Here is an 18,807-nt window from a genome sequence, read left to right on the forward strand (position 1 = left end):
TATCGACTACGGGCGCACAAGGGAGGGAGCTAATTAAAGAATCCATCTTGCTCCATAGTCTCTGTCAATCGCGCAGCCTTCTCTGGGGTATCAACATAGGGCGACAGAATGGGCCGTTTCCCAAATAGATGCCGCCAAATCATTCGCAGATGACCAGGCTCGAACTCTACATCGACATGCACCGTGGGCACGGTCGCGGCGTAATGCCGCACCAGGTCGTCGCAAGAGCGGTCCCGAGCAATATAGAGCCGATAGCCGAACTGAGCGACCGTCCTGTTGATCTTGCGAACCTTCGCCTTGTCGCTCAGCACACGGTGCCGCATAACGCTGTTTACCGGACGAAGGCGCGTCGATCCGCGTAGCACCATACCTGCATCGATTGGGAAAATGAGCTCGATCTCTCCATCCTCGGGGTAGGGTATGCGAGCATGAACTGGTTGGTCGGGATCGTAGAAGCAAACTGGATTGTCGGTAGTCAGGAACGGCAAGTCGGTCTTGTTGTGGAGGACCTCAAAGCCCATCCGGAAGGCCAAATCGCCGCTACCCATAATGTCCTGGGGCATATTGGCTAGGCTCTGCTCGGGATTGATGCCAACGGGGACGTGGTCGAGCTTCCCAGCATATTCCGCCAGATCCGCGGGCAGCGCCCCGACCGCTTCTAAAGTCTGGATCTCCGCGCGCATCTTTTGTGCCAGCAGATATTCATGTCGTTCACGCGCCGCCGGCACACGCGCCATTAGGATCGCAACCATCCCAAGTAGATTGAAGGAAATAGCCGGCGAAAGGCGCTTCGCACGCGCGGCGGCGACAGTGATAGGCCACACAGTCTCCACACGATTCCAATGATCTTCCCAAGACGTGTCATCACGTCCGCCATCCTTGGATGGGAGCGAATAATATAGTTTGCGATACGCGATCGAGCCAGGCTGTGATGGCTGCGGGTCATCAGGTTTGTCGTCAAAGTAAGCCCAGACTCGGCCGTCCGGGCCTGTGAAACCCGCCATATAGGTGATCGACAAATAGTGATGTTTGCGAAGCTTTCTCCCCGCCCCACCGCTACCGGCCTTGAGTCGGCTGAATGGAACAACGTCGCCATCGGTAGGGACTAGCCCCCAATTCCAACGAAACATCGATCCTCGAGGAAAATGCATTTAGTTATCGACGTCCTTCAAATGGTAACCGGGCTGGCGCAGCCCAATGACCGGCGATTGACCTGGCTGTTCTAATTTTTCTCGATTAGCGAAGCGCGAACACCCATTTCCTCGATGATGGCACTGATCCGATCGATCACGGGGCCGAGCGCCACAGCCCGAGCACTGGCTTTGTCAGCAGTTGCATAGGGAAGCGGCGTCAGACCCTTGAAGTCGGACGGCAGTGTCACATCGGTGCGTTGCGGCACCAGCAACAGAGTGCGATGGCGGCCAAGGCGGGACATGAAAAAGCCGAGCTCGAAGATGACGTTGTCGCGCGGGACCGCCGATGTCTTGCCGCGAGCTGTGACGAGATCATCGGGCTCGCAGAGCGCAACGCCGAAGTCTGCAATGTTGACCTGCTCCTCTAGGGCTTCGATCGGATACCCGCCGGCCGGAAAGATCATATCGTCGCTCCAGATCTCAATGTCCGCATCGTGGGAAAGCCCGACGCGAATGGACTTTGCGATCGGTAGCGCCTCCGCAGAGCAGATCATGAACACCCGGGGGCGTATATTGGCACGGTTTACGAAGCGATTCCTCTGTTCGAGCCGCCCAGCAAGGTCCCGGGCGACGAGGCGCCACATCTCGGGATGCGCTTCGCCGACCTCGGCAAACTTCTCATAGCCAACTTTCAACGTGACCACGTCCTCGACCGCTTCGATGGACGCGGATCGGCCGATGCTGGGATTTATGGCCGACATCTCGCCGATGGTGCAGGGTGGCTCGCGGTGATAGAGGCGCACCCCGTTGATGATGATTAGGCCTCGGCCGGACAGCAGAAAATGTACCGACCGATCGCTGTCACCTTGCTCGATGATATTCTTGCCCGCGGCGAATTCGACCAAATCGCCGGCATCGGCAAAGGCCGCAGCGATCGTCTCGTTGCCGCGAATAATCTTCTGGCCGAGCAGCGCGTCGATCAACACCGCGCGATCCTCATATCGTTTCTTCAAGCTCAATCGTTCCTCCTGTTGATGTCTTTCCTGCGCCACCAGCCTGACCGCTTCCAAGACCATAGGGTGGGCTTGCCGGAAAGGGTCGGATCATCGGCCGGCCTCGGCTCAACGCGGATCTCGACCCGCGTCGGCGCCGATCCTGGCGTGAAGGCCGTTGCGCCAAGTTCGATACGCTCGCCGCCGTCGAGGCGGATGATGAGCAGGACCGCGAACAACGGCGCGTCGGAGCCGTCTTCTACGATCAGCTGCATCTGCGCCAGATCGGTGGTGCTCGGAACCGGCAGGTATAGGGGATGGGAATGCCACTCGCCCAGATAGTTGAAGCGCGCATAGTCGGCGCCGGTTCGGCGGAAGAAGCTCCGCATGAAGCGACGATGTTTCTTGGGATGGCGAACGAAGCAGCTCTCGGTTCCGCCCGAACGCTGAACCGACAGATCGACCACGCGGAATTCTTCGTCTGCGACGTGCTCGCCCACAAGCACACCGCCAATTTCACGGGTGCCGGCGCGCGACAGCGCTTTTTCGAACTTCGCGATGAGATCAGGCGGCAGCGTTACGATCATGACGTTCCTTGATCAGGCGCTGCACGGTGGCCAAGCCGTTTGGATCCATTGCCGGCGTGACTTCCGGCTCCGGTTGGCCGAGGTCTACCGGAAAGGTGTGGAACGGCTGTAAGAAGAGCCATTCCGCCTTCAGCCCGAGTAGATAGGCAGAGACGGGAAAAGCCGACTCGCCAGGCGACAGGAGTGTGTCGATAGCGAATCGCGTGGCGTGCGCTGCGATCACGGCAACGTCGGCATCATCGGCGATCATCGGGCCACTCAAAGCGTCGATCCCGTACCCCGCGGTTGCACGCGGCGCGACGACGTTCTTCTCCAAGCACACCGCTTCGATCCGCGCTCGCGCGATCTGCGGCGCAGGATCGAGACCGGGCCGCGACCGGGCGATCATTCCGCCGAACCCGCCACCATAAATCTCCAGCCACAGGAGCGGCTTCCGGGCTGCGGCGACAACCGACCCGAGCAAGTTAAACACGCGCGCATTGGCGGTCGCGTCGATGATCAGGTCACAGGTCTGCAAAAGCGCCAGCACGCCGTCGATACTGCCGCTGCTCTCCTGTCCGGCGAGCTGCTGACGGCGCACGGTGCACTTGGCGGCCGGCACGATCATCTCGATCCGGCGCTTCAGCCCCTCAGCCTTGTGATCGCCGACCGCGTCCCAGTCGAGATCGTGCCGAACAAGATTTTCGGGAAGCATCACATCGTCATCGACAAACAGGAAATTGCCGACGCCGCTGCGGGCCAGGCTGGTCGCGATCTTGCCGCCAGCCGAGCCGCACCCGACAAGACCCACGGTCATGGTCCCAAGGGCCGCGCGAGATGGCTCCATGCGAACGCCGCCGCCCTCGGGAAGGCATTTAAATTCTGTGACGGTGTCGGCCCCGTCCTTCACCCAGAACAGACGGGCGACGCCATCTGCGTGCACCAGGCACATATCCAGCACGTCGGAGACATAGCCCTCGGGATAGCTGCAGCCCGCTTCGGCAAGAGCCTTCTTTAACCCAGAAGCAGTTCCCAGCGCAGGAATCGGCATTCCGGCTGGTAGAATGGCGACATGCCCCTTCAGGGTCAGGCTAGATGCCTTCAGGGCTTCCGGGACCGTCGGGTCACGCCAAACAGGGTCCTCATCGCCGACTGTCAGCGGGATCACTACGTGCGTCGTCGAGCGCATGAAGAAGTCCATCGGCAGCAGTTGCGGGCCTGGCGTTGCATCGAGCTTGCTCGCAAGCGCCCGGGTCAGGACAAAGCCCACGGCCGAGGCGCGCAGTTGCTGACCCAGGCTTTCGACGTGGCGCGATGGCAGGACCGGATGCGCTTCGACATCATTCGGCGTTTCACCGTGCAAAAGCCGGTAAGCGCTCTCGACCATCTGGGCACCCGTGATGTCGGGCGTCCAATTGTCCGGGCCCCATTCGAGACATAGTTCGCCGCGTCCCCATTGGTGCTCCGACCATCGTTCGGGAGATTGGGGAAGAACCGAGATCGGGGTGTAAGGAAATGTCTGCGGATATGTCAGCCGGATCGGATAGCGCTTCGGGCCGATCTCGATCTCGGCATCGAAGCAGAGCCGGACCTGATCGTCGAAATAGATGCTGGCGACGGTGAACCAAGCCTCACGCCTCTCAAGGTCGGCAAGGGCTGCCTGTTCGGATGCCAGGCGGCCCAGATCACGCATATACCACATCAGGCGAAGCCTGCTGGCTTGGTCGGCGTGGCATCGCGATTCGGAAAGCGGAATGCGCTCGGCGCTGCAGCGGCCGGCGCGGCAATGATCGGCTCCAGAAGCGTCATCGCCATCGCGGCCTTCGCGACCTTGGCGGCCGCAGCCGTCGTATCCCCTTCGTCGGCGAGTTCCTCAAGCGCCACGTCATAGGTCAGGCCTGAGCGCTTCCGGCTGGATCCGAAAATCTTCTGTCCAGCGTTGGAACACCATCCATACGCGACCGCCCCGACCGCGGTCTCATCCCCGGCGCATCGACGCTGTTCGTGCTCCGAAGCCAGGATGGCTCGCCCCGTCGCGCAGCGGATCATCGACCCCTTCATGCCCAGGCGCGTCAGTGCGACGGGGCCGGCATCAAATCCGATTGCGATCCCGAGACCGGCAACGTCGACGCCCTCGTCCTCAAGCAACTCCAAAGCGCGGACGAAGCCGCTGCGCAGTCCGCCCGCGCACAGGATTGCGGTGCTCGCGCTTGCTTCGGTGTCGGCAGTCTGCGCGGTGCCTTCACCGATGACGCCGTGGACACAGTCGCCGATAAACCGGATTTTCCGCCCGCCGAAATCTTCGGTGAGCACGGCGTCGAGTTCAGCGCGCAGCACATGCAGTGCTCGCACGACGTCCATTGCATCATCGTCGTCGTCGATATGGTTGGCAACATAAGCGGTGAAGCCGTCGATGTCCGCATAAACCGAGATCGCGTCGTTGCGGCGCGAATTGCCAGGCGTCAGCACCTCCAGATCGAGATCGGCGAACGGCGGGGTATGCCCGCTAAACGAAAACTTGCCGATCGGATTGGCTTCGAGGTCCTTTTTCCAATCCCGGACGATACCATCCGCGGTCACGGCGAGCGCCGCTTCTTCCTGGCTATCGCCCACCTCGGCTGGGGTCAGCGCGCTGATATCTTCGTCATCCACCGCATCCAAGTCGATGGCGCCGCGCGCTTCGTTGGACAGATAGATGCCGGTGTTGGTTCCGCCCCCGGCGCGCTTGGCGGCATGGTTTGCCGGTACGCCCAGGAAGAGCGGCTCGGAACTGCCACGCCGGCCGTTCCGAACCGCCAGGGCCAGGCCTGTGTCAATGCCGACCCTGACCTTTGCCGATGGAATTTTGTCGTCACCATCCTCGCCGGTCTTTGCCAGGACATCCATAATCAGCTGGCCGATCGCCACCGCCTTGTGCACGCGCGCGGCTTCGTCGCCATACGGCTTGGCGACCACCAGATGCAGCCGTTGATTGTGAAAATCGACCTGAATCGCATCCACCCCGGCGATGATCCGGTAGACGGCGCGATAATGAAGGTTGAGAAAGCGAAGGGTCCGCTTGTGGCACGTCTCGCCCTCGACCTCGGTCGACTGCAGCATCTCGCCCAAGTTGAGAATGTCCGCATAAACATGGACGCCGTCGACGCGATACGCCTTGTTCCGCGCGAGCCCATGCAGGTCGGTATCGCGCACATAGTCCTTGATCTCGACCGTCTCGACCTCCTTCAAGCGGGTTGCCACCCGTTTGTCGGTTGTCTCGCTCTTCCACACCTTCTTTGCCATGATATTGAAATCCCTGTTCATTTTCCGCTTAGGGCGATTTGCCAGCAGATTTGTTGGCAAGCCATAAACCATGTTTTTCCGTTTGCCAACAGAATTGATGGCAGCTAGGGGTGCTCACTGGTGCAGGTCATGGAGCGACGCTGACGATGGCGTATAAATTCAATCCGGCCTTTCAGTCCGATGATGAGGCCGTATCGAATTTCATCGTTCGACAACCCGAGCTTGCAGAGACGCTCACGATCCTGCGCGGGGAGACGGCGGCGCCGCGGGTCATTCTGGTCGCACCGCGAGGTGCTGGGAAAACCACCTTGTGTCGGCGCGTGCTGGCTGAAATCAGGACCGATGAAACGCTGCACGCATTGTGGCAGCCGATTTTCCTTGGCGAAGAAAGCTATACGGTCACCACGCCAGGGGAATTTTTCCTCGAATGTCTGTTCTATCTCGCCGATGATGCCGGCGATGCGAACCTCAAGGCCCGGCACCGCGAAGCGGTGACGATCGCCGACGAAACAATCCTGCTGCAGCGCTGCCTGGAGATCTTGCGCGAAGTGGCGGCAGCCGCTGGCAAGCGGCTTCTTGTGGTCGTCGAGAACTTCCACATGCTGCTGAACGATCAGATCGGCAGCGACCGCTCAATCCTTCTGACCGCCTTGGCCGACGATTCGCTCTTCGGCGTACTCGCAACTTCCGTGGCGCAATCGACCGACGAGTGTTCGGGGCGCCCCCTCGACGGCTATCGCATCCTGCCGCTCCGGCCACTGACGCTTGAGGAATGCCATGCGCTATGGGCCTCCCTCACCACGCACGACGTGCCGCGTGCCCGCATCCGACCGTTGCAGATTCTGACCGGCGGCAGCCCGCGACTAATTCATATTCTTGCGGATTTTATGCGCATGCCTTCGCTTGGCGATCTCATGGAAAACCTTAACCAGCTGATCGATCAGAACACCGAATATTTCAAAAGCCAGCTCGACATGCTTCCAGCAGTCGAGCGGAAGGTGTTCGCCGCGCTGCTCGACGCATGGGATCCGAGCACCGCAAAGCAGATCGCGGCGGCAGCGCGGGTCAATGTCAACACGGCCTCCGCTATGCTTGGCCGGTTGAGCGACCGCGGTTCGGTGATCAAGGAGCAAGGTCGCGGACGATCGGCGCTATATTACGCCGCTGAGCGGCTGTTCAATATCTACTACCTGATGAGGCGACGCAGCCATCCTTCGAGCCGGGTCCGCGCACTTGTCGCTTTCATGACCGAATATTACGATCGTGACGAACTGGTCGCGACAACAGCCAAACTCGTCGATGAAGCCTGCCGATTTGAGCCCACCAAGCGTGCCGACTATCATTGGGCCTTCGACGCCATTTTGATGGGGCAGCCCGAAACGGTCCGCGCACGTATCCTCGCGCAAACGCCCGCTGATTTCCTCCAGTCGCTGCGTCAGGACGGTTTGCCGGCGGAAGTCGCGCCAAGCTTGATCGAAGCGGAATTCGACGAAAGCGACGGCGATGCCGCTGTCGACAGACTTCTTCGCGAGGCACACGATGCGCTCGAGAGCGACGATACCGACCGGGCGAAGGCTTTGCTCGCTGATGCCGCCGCTATCTCCCCATCAAACCCGATGCCATTCATACAGTTGGCGTTCACGCATCTTCAACTCCACGAACATGAGGAATCCGTTCTGGCGGCCGAGCGCGCCGTGGAGCAAGAACCGGACAATCCCGGCACACATTCGATGTACGGGCTGATGCTGTCGTTCGCCGACCAGACCGAGAAAGCCGAGGCGGCATTCAATCGCGCGTTGGAAATCGACCCCGGCTGCGCGCCGGCGATCCTTCATCTGGCGCGTTTGCGCGATCGGAATGATGATGAAGATGGTGCGCTCTATTTGTATCGCAGGGCGGCTGCGCTCGGCGAGTTGACAGATGACGCGACCGCGCACTTTGCCAGAATCCTGATGCGTCAGGACAAGGAGGATGAAGCCGAGGCAGCGCTTCGTCAGGCGCTCGAGGATCATTCTGATCGTTCCGAAGCCAGGCACCTCTTGGCCAGCTTGCTGAGCGGAACCGGTCGTGCGCCAGAGGCGATAATGCTGCTCCGGGATGTGGCCGAGCACGGCGACGATTGGATGGCCTGGGCCGATCTCGGCGCCTTTCTCTCAGCCGAGGGAGAATTTGCCGAGGCCCGCGCTGCACTAGATCGGAGCATTGCGACCGGCGCCGATAGCCCTGTGATCTACCGGATGCTGGCCACTGCCATGCGCAATTTGGGCGAACCTTTCGAAGCGATTGCCAAGTTAGTCGACGCCATGCTGGAAAAGCATGCCGACGATGCCTGGGCATGGATTGCGGCCGGAGATATTTATAGCGCGAGCCGTCAGCGAGATCGCGCCGAGAAGGCCTATCGCCACGCCACGACACTCGAGGAGGGCGAGCCGGCCTGGGTCAGGCTGGCGCGCCTGCTGATGGAGAAATCCGCTTCGGATGCCGAGGCGGAGTCGGCACTGCGGAAGGCCGTCGAGGCAGTTCTTGAAAGCGGTGCATGCGGTCCGATGCGCGAAGTTGCCGAGCTACTCGTCCATCATGGCGACGATGACGACGCGCTCGAATTGCTGAACGAGGCACTTGCCGCAAATGAAGACTGCTATTGCAGCCTTGTACTTCAGGGGGACATCGCGGCCCGTCGGCATAACGAGGATGGTGCGCGCGAACATTTCGAAGCCGCCCTAGCCCTGAATGACATTGGCGTATCGGCGCTGACGGGACTCGCTCGTATCTCTGCGCCTTCCGAAGCGCAGGCATTGATTGGCCGGGCGATGGAGGCTGACCCCGACAATCCCAAATGCCTTTTGGCGCGTGCACAGTTGACCGATCGCGAACTGCAGTTCCGGATCGAGGACGGCTCCGAAGCGCTCAAACGCGACCCGGATCTGACCGAGGCACGGCTATTTCTCGCGCCGCTCGAAGCCAAGCGTGGCGATATCCAGGCGGCGATCGCCCATCTCGGTGCCGCACTGCCGGAATTGGAGACGCGCCGTGAGCTCATCCCGAGCTTTGTCGACACAAGCCTGGAGCTTGCCCGTGTTGGCCTTAGTAATGAGTTGAGCGCACTGCTCGACTCCGAAGAAGGCCGGACAGTGGAGCCGCTCTCGATAGCGTTGAAGCTGGACCGAGGAGAATCGCCAGCTGTTGCCAAGGAAATTCGGGAGGTTGCGCTTGATATTCTGGATCAGCTTCACGCCAACGAACGATAGCCGGCACCTTCGCTGAGAGGGTAATCGTCTGGTCGAAATAGGGTGCGTTGAACGCGGTTACGGCGTCCACTCGTAATTTGAGCGGTAGACGTCTTCGTCAACGCCAGCGAACTTCATGCTTCGCTTTTCCCACATATTCACCCCTTTGCTCAGCTTCGCTTCGTCCAACATTGCGTCATACACCGCGGCCGAGATGAAGGTGCAGTAGGGATATTCCCGATTATCGGAGAGCTTCGCCGCAAAGCTTGGCGGGCGGCCAATCCAAATGAGATCGTTGTTATTGCGGATGCCCGCGCGAACCGCTCTGGAGATTCCGACATCGATGCCGCACGCTTGCCGGATCTTCACGTCATTATTCTTTACCGAGTTGAACCGGGCTGTCGCCTTTTTCTGAATCAGATTTTCAGTAGCCCACTGAATTTTCAGGGCGGCCTTCACTGCGTCCGTTCGCTTCCTATCGCCGATAAACACACCCATCACGCGATCGCCATCGAAGCTTCGTATCTCACCTCCTTGCGCTCTGATGATGCGTACCGAGCAGTCCAGATAGGCGCGGATGATTTTCGCCGTTGTGTCCCATGGACAAACCTTTGCGATGACGCCCGATCCCGCGAGATCGGCATAGAGGAACGCGGCATCCAGCTTCACGGCTCCGTTCGACAGGGCGATGTCGTCCGATGTCGGTATTTTCTTGCCCTCGCGTTCCTCGAACGCCGTTCCAAGGATGCCGTCGGCAGCATCCGTGAGATCGTCTTTCAATGCCATGTGATTACCCGCGAATCATGGGTATCCGGCTATGTTCGATTGCCGTCATCACCAGAAAGATCGCAAAAGGCAGGAAGGTCGCCAGCGTAATACGGATTGCGACAGCAATGGCCCGGTATTTCTCGCACAGAATGTGGGAATTGCGCCAGACTTGGCCAAGCATGTCAGCGCGATAGTCCGCCTCGCTAACCGCTTCGAACTCGTCCTTGAATTTGGTTTCCGTGCGGTCTTGGATTGCGGCGAAATAGATCAGGCTGCCCTGACCGCCCTCAAGATCAGGAAAGTTGCACCGATAGAGAAATGTGTATGACCCAACTAAGCCAAGGACCAGAAAAACAGCGGGAATGGCGATGTACCATTGTTTGAGATCGCCAGCTTGTACATTGAGCGCACTGACCGTCAGTACAGCAGAATTGACGGTGAAGAGCCCAGCGACCTTGGTGTCGACGCGGGGGAAAAAGTTCAAGACGCGCGTCAACTGTGCTTCAATGACGGTCAGATCTTTCATGCTACCCCTCCGATAGGAGACGGTATCAAGTTCCGTCGGCGTAGCAAAGCATGTTGTCTGCGCGACGCTTGGACGACGAGCGCGGATGAACAAACGACTGCTTTCGGGAGGATCGCAATTGGCCATGAGCTCCCGGGATGGACGCCAAAGCCAACGCGCCGTTTCGCTACCGGGAGTGTCCGCTAGTCCAATCGCGCTCCCGAAAGGAGGCTTTCCGGACTGTCGAACATTGCGGACAGATCGAGCCGACTGATCCTATGACCGCTTTGAGGCGATCGTCGGCAACTCTTTAATGACTGACGCGATAGCGCATAGCCGTTCTCCTTAAACGAGAGGGGAGGGAGCTTTGCTCTTCTGAACCGGGACAAGTTCGTTCCGGCGATCAGGAGACCTTCCATGACCACGTCCCGCCGCACAGCTTCGACATCGCCTGCCGCGCGCATCACCGCCGCCATTATCGAAAAGCTCGAGCAAGGCACCAAACCTTGGGTCAAGCCGTGGCGCGGTGTGCCCGTCTCGCGGCCGTTACGTTCCTGCGGGACACCATATCGCGGTATGAACACCTTCTGGCTGTGGATGGTAGCCGACGGCTGTGGCTACGCCTCGCCCTACTGGATGACCTATCGCCAGTGCCAGGCGATCGGAGGGCAGGTCCGCAAGGGTGAGAAATCGACCATCGCGATCTTCTACAGGAGCTACACCAAGGAGGTCGAGAACGCCGAAGGCGAGGCCGACACCGAAAACCGGCGCGTGCTCAAGGCCTATGCCGTGTTCAACGCCGACCAGTGCGATGGCCTCCCCGAGTTCTATCATCCCAAGCCGCTGGTTGCCGCGCTGGAGCCCGAAGGGCGCGAAGACCGACTTGATGCCTTCTTCGGTCAAGTGGGCGCAGACCTGCGCCATCATGGCGCGCAGGCCTATTACGAGCCGCTTCGCGACCGGGTCACTATGCCGCGAGCCGAACTCTTTGATGCCTACGACCACTACTATGCGACGCTCGCGCACGAGCTGTCACACTGGACGGGGCATTCTTCGCGGCTCGATCGCGATCTAAAGAACCGGTTCGGCAGCGACGCCTATGCTGCCGAAGAACTGATCGCCGAACTGTCTTCAGCCATTCTTGGGGCCGAACTTGGTCTTCCGGTCACCCACCTCGACCATCACGCCAGCTACATCGCGTCCTGGCTCAAGATCCTCAAATCGGACGAACGTGCGATCCTGACCGCGGCTGCCAAAGCCGAGGAAGCGGCCAACATGCTGCTCGAACTGGGTGGATGCCAATCCAACGAAAGCGAGACCGACATCGATCTCGCTGATGCAGCCTGAGGAGCCGTGAGATGGGACGTTCCGTCAGCTATCCGACCGGCTCCGTGGTGGCCTTTCGCCTGCTAGATGACGGCGAAGACGACGATGTCGACTGGGCCTACGAGTGCCTCATCGACGAGATCATCGATACCACAAAGGCAGCCTTCCCATCCTTCGAGGACTTCGATGGATGGCGCGGCCGCGAGGACCGTATCCTCCTGCGCAACGCCTTCGCCGATTGCGGCATATCGACCTATTGTGGGATCGCGGCGATCTGGCTCGCCGAGCGCGACGATGCCCGGTACTGGGAGGCCGATTTCTACAACCCACGAACGGCGAGAGCACGGCACTGGCTTGGCCAAGTCTCGGGTAGGTTCATCGACCTGTTTGGTGAGTTGCGCCTGGTCGGTCGGTTCTCAAATGGCGAAGCGATCTTCGAGCACTCCCGATCCATCTGCAACACCGGATCCTGATACTGCCTCATCCCTGTCCGCCGGGAGAGGCCCTTGGGCCGGTTGGGGCGCGCCGCAACCTGCGGCCCGTCGGCCCGTGTTGCCCGCGCCAGCCTAGGGCCGCAGGTTCCCCGCTACGCGGTGCGTCGCGCCCCTTTCCCCGGCCCTGATCGGGCTCCGGCGGACAGGTCCGAGGCAATGGTGCCTCCTCTCCTTGTCCCCCGATCAGGAGACACCCCATGTACGACAGCTTCATTGATCAATTGAGCGGCCTTGACTTGTCAGGCCTCAGCATCAGGCCCGCCCCATTCAACGCAACCGACTTTCCTTGCCAGGATGCGATCGACCAGACGCTTGGCGCCGTATGGTCCGACCTTTTCGCGATGTTTTCCGACACGGCCCTTGAGGCCGATGCCGAGGATATTGCCTGGGGCGTGGTCAATCTCTTTCACCGTGCCGCCAGCCGGAAGTCCGCTCAGCTTGATCGGGCCAGCGACGAGATCCGGGTCCTCCTCGCATCAGCCGATGGCTCCGAAGTGCATTCGAGCAATCTTGAAGAGCAGGTCGAGCGCGCGCAGGCTGCAGAAGCCAGCATGCTGGCCTTCGAGCAGATGCGCGAGGCTGCGGCAGCACTCTATCGCGACGAGACCGGGTCCTCGTGGAAGCCTGTTTCGGGCTCGCGCACGAGCCATTCGCGCCACCTTACCTCGGCTGTGATCGATGCCCGCGACTTCCTCCGCGCACGCGCTGAGAACAGGCGTCACGCCCTGATCCCGGAAGGCACTCCGGTCGTCTTCGCCGGCGGTCGCCAGAGCTTCGAGAGCTCCGAGGACGCGCGCGCCTACGCCGACAATATCTGGGCGACGCTGGACAAGGTTCGCGATGCGGTTCCCGATCTCTTCCTGGTCCATGGCGGCGACGGCAAGGGTGCCGATCGCCTCGCCGCGAGCTGGGCCGAGCGCCGCGAGGTCCAGCAGTTGACCTATTCGCTCGACCGTCGGCTTGGTGCCCGCGCCGGGTTCAAGCGCAACGAGCAGATGCTCTCGCTCAATCCGCGTTACGTCGTCGCCTTTCCGGGCAATGGCGTGACCGAACGGCTGGTGATCGATGCCAAGACGCGCCGGATCACCGTGGTCGATCGTCGCGGCCCCTTGGGCACCTCTCCCGGGTCCTGAGGGGGCCTTTACAATCTGCAACTGCATTGCCCGGATGTGCATTCGGCGCAGACCCGACTATGGACCGGTCATGCAACTTGACGATCTGCTGCAGCGCTACTTTGCCACCACCGACCTCTCCGGGGTTGCTCCCGAGACGTTGTCAGCCGGCATCGAGCATTGCCGGGTTGATCTCGGCCTTGAGGAGGACCGGGGCAAGCGCTTTGCACTGTGGTCGTTCCTGCACATGTTCGGGTCCGCCCCCGAACTCGACGTGGCGTTCGAGAACGAAGAAGACCGGGAAGCTGCCCGCAACTTCATGGATCTGCTGGCGGCATCGGAAGGCGAAGGCGAAGCCTGATTGGAAGTGCCGGTCACGGCACCTTCAGACCCGCACCCGATACCCATCCGGCTTTCTTCGCGAACAGTCCTGAATCAGGTCAGCTGAGGACAGCAACCCGTTCCTTTCCGGCCGTGTGGTCGCGCTTCGCGCGCCTGCCCGCACCACCCGTCATGAACGGGTTTCCCTTGGAGCTTCGCTCCAGCGGACAGCAACCCGTTCCTTTCCGGCCGTGTGGTCGCGCTTCGCGCGCCTGCCCGCACCACCCGTCATGAACGGGTTTCCCTTGGAGCTTCGCTCCAGCGGTGCAGTCCTCCCATGTCCTGCTTCTTCTGAATGTTCGCAAGCCGGAGATGGTCTCCGGTTTGAGGAACTGAAGGACTACTATCATGACCAATATCGCAATCCTCACTGGCCGCATCGCTCGCGAGCCCGATACCCGCGAGACCAAGGGCGGCACCAATGTCACCGGGATCACCGTCGTCACCGATCGCCCTGCACGCGACAAGGACGGCAAGACCTACAAGGACGAGAGCGGCTACACCGCCAAGGAAAGCGAGTTCCACCGGGTGACCTGCTTCAACGGCCTCGCCAAGACCGTCGGCCAGTACTGCTCCAAGGGCCAGCTGGTATCGGTCCAGGGGCGCATCCACTACACCCAGTGGGAAGACAAGGACGGGGTCACGCGCTACGGTACCGAGATCCTTGCTGACAAGGTCGACTTCCTCTCCCACGGTAGTGGTTCGAGCGACGACAACGACAACACCGACGCTCCCGATATCGACTGACATCGATCCCGATCGTCCCCTTACGAAGAGGCTCTGCCGCAAGCGGCAGGGCCTCTTCTTCTGTGGTTACTGGGTTCTTGCCGCTGCATTCGAAGCACGGGTTGCACCACGCCCCGTCAGTTTCTCGATCGCGGCATTCTCGCCGAGTTTCCCGAGTTCTTCGGCAACCTGCCTCAGGCCCTTCTTCGAGAAGCTTTCGAGGCCGCTTCCCAAGATGATTTCGCCGAGTTCCCTGGCTGCTTGTACTTCGAGCTCGCGTTGTCTGGCGTCGAGCGCCTCGCGGTCTGCTTCGAGCTTTTGCAGGGCTACAATCGCGCTCCTGTTCCGGGGCATGTTACTTGTCCTTTTGTCCCCCTCGGATCTGCTCCCCAATTGCTTCTATGCCCGCGACATCGGGGTGTAGGAAAGGCAATTCGCACCCAGCAGATGTTTGATCCGGGTGGAGGTGGTGGGTTCTTGCTCACGGTTCTCCCAGCATGATGGCCTTGCGCCTCCCGCCTCAAGGACGGCGGGGCCCCACCATTTTGCCCGCCACCGGATTGCATCCGGCAGCGAACAAAATCGTTACCCCCACCGCCGCTATTGCGGTCGCCCATTCGGGCGATCCCTGACCCGGGATGCACAAGACCATCGCGCGCACCTCCTGTCGTCTCACGACAGAAATCAGGAGGATTATCATGGCTTATTCGATGCATTGCGCCCTTCCGTCACGGAGCTATTTCGAGGCTCTCGAAACAGCCGAGAAGAGAGCGCTGCACAGCTTCTTCGATCAGCACGTTATCGAGGATGATGAACTCGGGTACTTTGCCCTCGACGAAGGTGACTACAACATCTTGCCAGCGCATCTCGCAGCGCGGGTGGTCCACACGGTCCACGGCGGCATGCTCGACGAGTTCTGAGACGACCGACAGGGCGGGAACCGGGAACGGTTCCTGCCCTTTTTTCTTGTTCGCCGGATAGTCCAATCAGGCACAAGAATCAGGTTCGGTCGGTTGCTCTGACGGTCGCCCACCGCAATGCGGCGGCGCCCGATAAATGGAGCGGGGCTGTGGACGCACTCTGTCCCGCGCATCTTGCGATGCGCTCCTGAGGGTGCGGCGTGATCTGTTCTTGGGCCCCGCGCGCACTTGCGAACCGGCACCGGGTCGGGCGGCGGGAAGCTGGGCACGCGACATGCCCCGTTTGCCTTGCTTCCCACGCGCCCTTGGCCGCTGCCTTTTTCGCAGGTGCTGTCTTTGGCTGGAAGCGTCGAAATGCTCTCGATCTGCATCCGAAGAGGTGCCAGGCCTGGTTGCTCGCGCTCCATCGTGGAGGTCGGGAATGGTCGTCCTTGATCAATCCCCGTTGCTGACTGGACCACCTCGCGCACTTGGGAACAAGGGAGCACACCCTACCCCGCGATTTCGGGATTTATCTCTCTGTTATTGCTAAAGAATGTGGTTATGGGCGAAATCAACCCGTCTGCGAGTTGAGCGGCTTTGCACTGATCCGCAGACAACTCACATCTCTCTATCACACTGAAATATTGTCTTAATCTTTCGATTGACTGCGAGTTGTTCACGATTTATTCTCATCAGCACCTTCCGCAAGGTGAGCCAGGTTCCGTCGGCCCGACAAGGAACCTGTTTCATGACCCGACAAGATCGGCTTCAGACATTCGTATCTCTCTCCGTAGGTAACTGGGTTCGCCAGTGTGCCGCGGACCATGGCGTAAGTGTCAGCGTCTTTATCCGTGACCTCATTGTCGCAGCGTGGCAGCGCGATAACGAGGCGAAGGACCGCCCCGCAGGGCTCGATCCCGCGCGCCAGGCTATCTTCATTTCGGTGGCGCTCGATGCGCTTCTAGCCAGCCATCCTGATGCGAGTTTGCGCGACCGTACCCACGAGGCGTACCGGCGACGCCTGGAGCGTCTTGGCCTCCCCGTCAACGCGAGCATGGGAGGCCATTCCCATGAAGCATAATCTCCTGAACTTCACCCGCGGGAGCCAGCTGCTCGGCCACTTTGGGTTCATGTTTGCAGCCGGCCTGAAGGGTCCGTTGATAGTCACCGGCCTTGTTGCTGTCGGCACGTGCTATTGGGAAGTGCGGTCGGCTCTGAGTGATCACCAGATCTACCTGGTCTGGATGCACATCTACGCCAGTCTCTACGCCTTCATGGAGTTCGATCCGGCCAAACTGGTCAACCTTGAATTGCTTGACGGCGAAAGGGTCGGCCTCCAGTTTGGCATCGTTCGCGAGTTCCCGTCGATGCGCGAGGCGGTCGAGGCGTTTCGATCGGCAGTGAAGCAGGGATTGCTCGTCGCGGCGGTCCTGTTGATCCCGGCATTCGTGTTCTTCTGGTGGTTCGCCGAGCGCTTTGGCGGGCGGTCGAAGGAGCGCAAGCACGAGCGCGGTGCAATGCTTGTTTCGCTCGACGAACTCGAAGAAGAAATCGAGCGTCACAACAAGGCATTCAGGGCCGAAGAACTGGGACGCAAGTTCGGCTGGAAGTGGCGGCTTGCCAGCTCGTCGGCGCTCGCCGAAGCGGGCCACTACCAACCCGCACATCTCGCCGGTGTAAGCTGGCCCTGGCGGCTCGAGCAGAGTCACGCCATGCTCATTGGCACGACCGGAACCGGCAAGACCGTGGCGCTCACCGAACTTGTTGCCGAAGCACGTGAACGCGGCCAGCGCGCGGTCATTTTCGACCTCACAGGGGCTTTCATTGAGGCCTTCTACGATCCCGCGCGCGACATCATTCTCAATCCTGTCGATGTTCGGTGTCCGCTATGGAGCGTGTTCAACGACTGCACGACGGAAGCTGAGTTTCACGCCGCGGCCGAAGCGCTCGTGCCCCATGACGGGGGTGGTTCAGAACAATTCTGGGTGCTCGCGGCGCGCATGCTGTTCGTCGAGATGTGTCTCCATCTTGCCCGCACCAACACAGCGACCAACGAGGCCTTGGCACGGCGGCTGATGACCGCTGACCTGTCCGAAGTGCATAAGCTGATGCGAGGAACGATGGCCGACCCGCTGACCGCTCCGGAGGCGGCCCGCATGGCGGAATCGATCCGCGCGGTGTTCAATGCGAATGCGAAAGTGCTCAAGCTCTTGCCCTCATCCGGACAGCGCTTTTCGGTCCGCGACTGGGTCAAAGGCGACTGCCAGGCGGGCTCGATTCTGTTCCTCTCTGCCCGCTATGTCGACATGAGCATCTCCTCGCAATTGCTCACGCTATGGCTCGACACGGCGATGAATACGCTGATGACGCTCGAGCGCACGCAGGACCTGCGGATGTGGTTCCTGATCGACGAGCTCGGTGCCCTTCATCGACTACCGGCGCTTGAAAAGGGGCTGCAAACGGCGCGCAACTTCGGCGGAGCGATCGTCACCGGGGTGCATGCGTTTGCCAAGCTCAAGGAAGTCTATGGCGAGAACATGGCCATGACGTTGTCCTCGCTTGCGCGCACCAAGCTTATCCTGGCGACGGCAGATCGAGAGACAGCGACCTGGTGCTCCGATTTCATCGGTCACCGGCAGGTGCGCGACATGGAAGAGGGCTACAGCTACGGGTACAACAATGCGCGCGATGCAGTCAGCCTGACGCCCAGGCGGCAGATCGAGCCGTTGCTCCTGCCCGACCAGTTCATGAACCTTCCGCGGCTGTCGGCCTACATCAAGTTTCCCGACGGATTCCCCGCTGCGCCGGTCTCGCTCATTCCGCGCACGCGTGGTCGTATTGCCGAAGGTTTCATCGCCCGCGAGAAACCGCTCATAAAGCCTGGCCAGGGTCCTGCGGCAGCGACGCCCCAAGCGAACCTGGGTTCGAAACCGAATGACGAGCATCCCGCTTCGAATGATGACGGTGCCGGTAAGCCTGTCGATTCAAAGCAGCTCAAATTCGACCTCGAAGGGCAGCGCCGTGTCGCCGATGAGCCGCAAGATCGGCAGGAGCCTGTGCCGCTTGAAAACCTAAATGCAGGGCGCGCTATTGGTGATCTCGATGCCGAATCCCGGTCCGATACACATCTGGATGCAGGTCCAACGCTACCTCTCGCCGCAGTGCAAACCGGTGAAGATGCACCAGCAATGGGCGCGGAACAGCACCCGTCCGAACCAGAAACCGCCGGCGATGCTGCAGCTGGAAAAGGCGGTTCGACGCCACGAGGCCGTGCGGCGGAAAACGGGCGTCAGTCGCTCAAGCCGGTCGAAAAAGACCTGCGTGAAGGTGCGGTCGCAGATCCGCCGGAGAAGGATTTCGGCGAGTTCGAACCCGACATGTGAAAGGCAAATG

The 18,807-nt window shown here is 60.6% G+C and carries 17 protein-coding genes; 9 read left to right on the plus strand and 8 right to left on the minus strand.

What is annotated here, in order from left to right:
- Window positions 1-29 precede the first annotated feature (29 nt).
- The 5 genes from J2S32_RS12375 to J2S32_RS12395 all read right to left on the minus strand — a co-directional run bounded on the left by J2S32_RS12375 (window position 30) and on the right by J2S32_RS12395 (window position 5,994).
- Entirely contained in the window at window positions 30-1,019 is a 990-nt protein-coding gene (locus tag J2S32_RS12375; RefSeq protein WP_253521864.1) for a DUF4238 domain-containing protein, read from the minus strand.
- 203 nt (window positions 1,020-1,222) lie between these two features.
- Window positions 1,223-2,152 carry a TIR domain-containing protein gene (locus tag J2S32_RS12380; RefSeq protein ID WP_253521868.1) on the minus strand — a complete coding sequence of 310 codons (930 nt, stop codon included), beginning with the start codon at window positions 2,150-2,152 and terminating at the stop codon, window positions 1,223-1,225.
- Window positions 2,149-2,712: a Mov34/MPN/PAD-1 family protein gene (locus J2S32_RS12385; protein ID WP_253521870.1), complete on the minus strand. Its 564-nt coding sequence runs from the start codon at window positions 2,710-2,712 to the stop codon at window positions 2,149-2,151. Before J2S32_RS12385 ends, J2S32_RS12380 begins: the two co-directional genes overlap by 4 nt.
- Complete coding sequence (locus tag J2S32_RS12390) at window positions 2,690-4,384, minus strand: ThiF family adenylyltransferase (protein ID WP_253521872.1); 1,695 nt, start codon at window positions 4,382-4,384, stop codon at window positions 2,690-2,692. The genes J2S32_RS12385 and J2S32_RS12390 overlap by 23 nt, the downstream gene beginning before the upstream one ends.
- An 8-nt stretch (window positions 4,385-4,392) precedes the next feature.
- On the minus strand, window positions 4,393-5,994 hold the full coding sequence (locus J2S32_RS12395; protein ID WP_253521875.1) for an adenylate/guanylate cyclase domain-containing protein: 1,602 nt from the start codon (window positions 5,992-5,994) through the stop codon (window positions 4,393-4,395).
- A gap of 125 nt (window positions 5,995-6,119) precedes the next feature.
- Here J2S32_RS12395 and J2S32_RS12400 point away from each other — a divergent pair, with 125 nt between their 5' ends.
- Window positions 6,120-9,221, plus strand: coding sequence for a tetratricopeptide repeat protein (locus J2S32_RS12400; protein WP_253521877.1), 3,102 nt, complete (start codon window positions 6,120-6,122; stop codon window positions 9,219-9,221).
- A 57-nt stretch (window positions 9,222-9,278) separates the two neighbouring features.
- Here J2S32_RS12400 and J2S32_RS12405 read toward each other — a convergent pair whose 3' ends face one another.
- Entirely contained in the window at window positions 9,279-9,986 is a 708-nt protein-coding gene (locus J2S32_RS12405; protein ID WP_253521879.1) for an adenylate/guanylate cyclase domain-containing protein, read from the minus strand.
- Between the two features lie 4 nt (window positions 9,987-9,990).
- Complete coding sequence (locus J2S32_RS12410) at window positions 9,991-10,494, minus strand: Pycsar system effector family protein (protein ID WP_253521881.1); 504 nt, start codon at window positions 10,492-10,494, stop codon at window positions 9,991-9,993.
- A gap of 396 nt (window positions 10,495-10,890) precedes the next feature.
- Here J2S32_RS12410 and J2S32_RS12415 point away from each other — a divergent pair, with 396 nt between their 5' ends.
- The 5 genes from J2S32_RS12415 to J2S32_RS12435 all read left to right on the plus strand — a co-directional run bounded on the left by J2S32_RS12415 (window position 10,891) and on the right by J2S32_RS12435 (window position 14,533).
- Window positions 10,891-11,820: an ArdC family protein gene (locus J2S32_RS12415; RefSeq protein ID WP_253521883.1), complete on the plus strand. Its 930-nt coding sequence runs from the start codon at window positions 10,891-10,893 to the stop codon at window positions 11,818-11,820.
- Between the two features lie 11 nt (window positions 11,821-11,831).
- Window positions 11,832-12,272 (plus strand): hypothetical protein, encoded by a 441-nt coding sequence (locus tag J2S32_RS12420; RefSeq protein WP_253521885.1) that lies wholly within the window; start codon window positions 11,832-11,834, stop codon window positions 12,270-12,272.
- A gap of 218 nt (window positions 12,273-12,490) precedes the next feature.
- Complete coding sequence (locus J2S32_RS12425) at window positions 12,491-13,426, plus strand: DUF2493 domain-containing protein (RefSeq protein WP_253521887.1); 936 nt, start codon at window positions 12,491-12,493, stop codon at window positions 13,424-13,426.
- A gap of 70 nt (window positions 13,427-13,496) precedes the next feature.
- Complete coding sequence (locus J2S32_RS12430) at window positions 13,497-13,766, plus strand: hypothetical protein (protein ID WP_253521890.1); 270 nt, start codon at window positions 13,497-13,499, stop codon at window positions 13,764-13,766.
- A gap of 368 nt (window positions 13,767-14,134) precedes the next feature.
- Window positions 14,135-14,533 (plus strand): single-stranded DNA-binding protein, encoded by a 399-nt coding sequence (locus tag J2S32_RS12435; RefSeq protein WP_253521892.1) that lies wholly within the window; start codon window positions 14,135-14,137, stop codon window positions 14,531-14,533.
- Window positions 14,534-14,599: 66 nt separating this feature from the next.
- Here the strand turns inward: J2S32_RS12435 and J2S32_RS12440 are convergent, their stop codons facing one another.
- On the minus strand, window positions 14,600-14,866 hold the full coding sequence (locus tag J2S32_RS12440; protein WP_253521894.1) for a DUF6437 family protein: 267 nt from the start codon (window positions 14,864-14,866) through the stop codon (window positions 14,600-14,602).
- Window positions 14,867-15,210: 344 nt separating this feature from the next.
- On the opposite strand from J2S32_RS12440, the gene J2S32_RS12445 reads away from it, so the two are divergent.
- From J2S32_RS12445 to J2S32_RS12455, 3 genes are all read left to right on the plus strand, one after another.
- Window positions 15,211-15,432 (plus strand): hypothetical protein, encoded by a 222-nt coding sequence (locus J2S32_RS12445; RefSeq protein ID WP_050599527.1) that lies wholly within the window; start codon window positions 15,211-15,213, stop codon window positions 15,430-15,432.
- Window positions 15,433-16,162: 730 nt separating this feature from the next.
- Window positions 16,163-16,495 carry a hypothetical protein gene (locus J2S32_RS12450; protein ID WP_253521897.1) on the plus strand — a complete coding sequence of 111 codons (333 nt, stop codon included), beginning with the start codon at window positions 16,163-16,165 and terminating at the stop codon, window positions 16,493-16,495.
- Window positions 16,485-18,797, plus strand: a complete 2,313-nt coding sequence (locus J2S32_RS12455) for a type IV secretion system DNA-binding domain-containing protein (RefSeq protein WP_253523106.1) — start codon at window positions 16,485-16,487, stop codon at window positions 18,795-18,797. Before J2S32_RS12450 ends, J2S32_RS12455 begins: the two co-directional genes overlap by 11 nt.
- Window positions 18,798-18,807: the final 10 nt, after the last annotated feature.

The organism is Qipengyuania citrea (assembly GCF_024171405.1).
Lineage (GTDB): Bacteria > Pseudomonadota > Alphaproteobacteria > Sphingomonadales > Sphingomonadaceae > Qipengyuania > Qipengyuania profunda.

Bases quoted from the DNA above. Each gene is read 5' to 3' on its own strand.
- J2S32_RS12450 (WP_253521897.1), top strand. From the start codon at position 16,163: ATGACCCGACAAGATCGGCTTCAGACATTCGTATCTCTCTCCGTAGGT.
- J2S32_RS12430 (WP_253521890.1), top strand. From the start codon at position 13,497: ATGCAACTTGACGATCTGCTGCAGCGCTACTTTGCCACCACCGACCTC.
- J2S32_RS12400 (WP_253521877.1), top strand. From the start codon at position 6,120: ATGGCGTATAAATTCAATCCGGCCTTTCAGTCCGATGATGAGGCCGTA.
- J2S32_RS12410 (WP_253521881.1), bottom strand. From the start codon at position 10,494: ATGAAAGATCTGACCGTCATTGAAGCACAGTTGACGCGCGTCTTGAAC.
- J2S32_RS12445 (WP_050599527.1), top strand. From the start codon at position 15,211: ATGGCTTATTCGATGCATTGCGCCCTTCCGTCACGGAGCTATTTCGAG.
- J2S32_RS12425 (WP_253521887.1), top strand. From the start codon at position 12,491: ATGTACGACAGCTTCATTGATCAATTGAGCGGCCTTGACTTGTCAGGC.
- J2S32_RS12420 (WP_253521885.1), top strand. From the start codon at position 11,832: ATGGGACGTTCCGTCAGCTATCCGACCGGCTCCGTGGTGGCCTTTCGC.
- J2S32_RS12435 (WP_253521892.1), top strand. From the start codon at position 14,135: ATGACCAATATCGCAATCCTCACTGGCCGCATCGCTCGCGAGCCCGAT.
- J2S32_RS12405 (WP_253521879.1), bottom strand. From the start codon at position 9,986: ATGGCATTGAAAGACGATCTCACGGATGCTGCCGACGGCATCCTTGGA.
- J2S32_RS12385 (WP_253521870.1), bottom strand. From the start codon at position 2,712: ATGATCGTAACGCTGCCGCCTGATCTCATCGCGAAGTTCGAAAAAGCG.
- J2S32_RS12395 (WP_253521875.1), bottom strand. From the start codon at position 5,994: ATGAACAGGGATTTCAATATCATGGCAAAGAAGGTGTGGAAGAGCGAG.
- J2S32_RS12455 (WP_253523106.1), top strand. From the start codon at position 16,485: ATGAAGCATAATCTCCTGAACTTCACCCGCGGGAGCCAGCTGCTCGGC.
- J2S32_RS12440 (WP_253521894.1), bottom strand. From the start codon at position 14,866: ATGCCCCGGAACAGGAGCGCGATTGTAGCCCTGCAAAAGCTCGAAGCA.
- J2S32_RS12415 (WP_253521883.1), top strand. From the start codon at position 10,891: ATGACCACGTCCCGCCGCACAGCTTCGACATCGCCTGCCGCGCGCATC.
- J2S32_RS12390 (WP_253521872.1), bottom strand. From the start codon at position 4,384: ATGCGTGATCTGGGCCGCCTGGCATCCGAACAGGCAGCCCTTGCCGAC.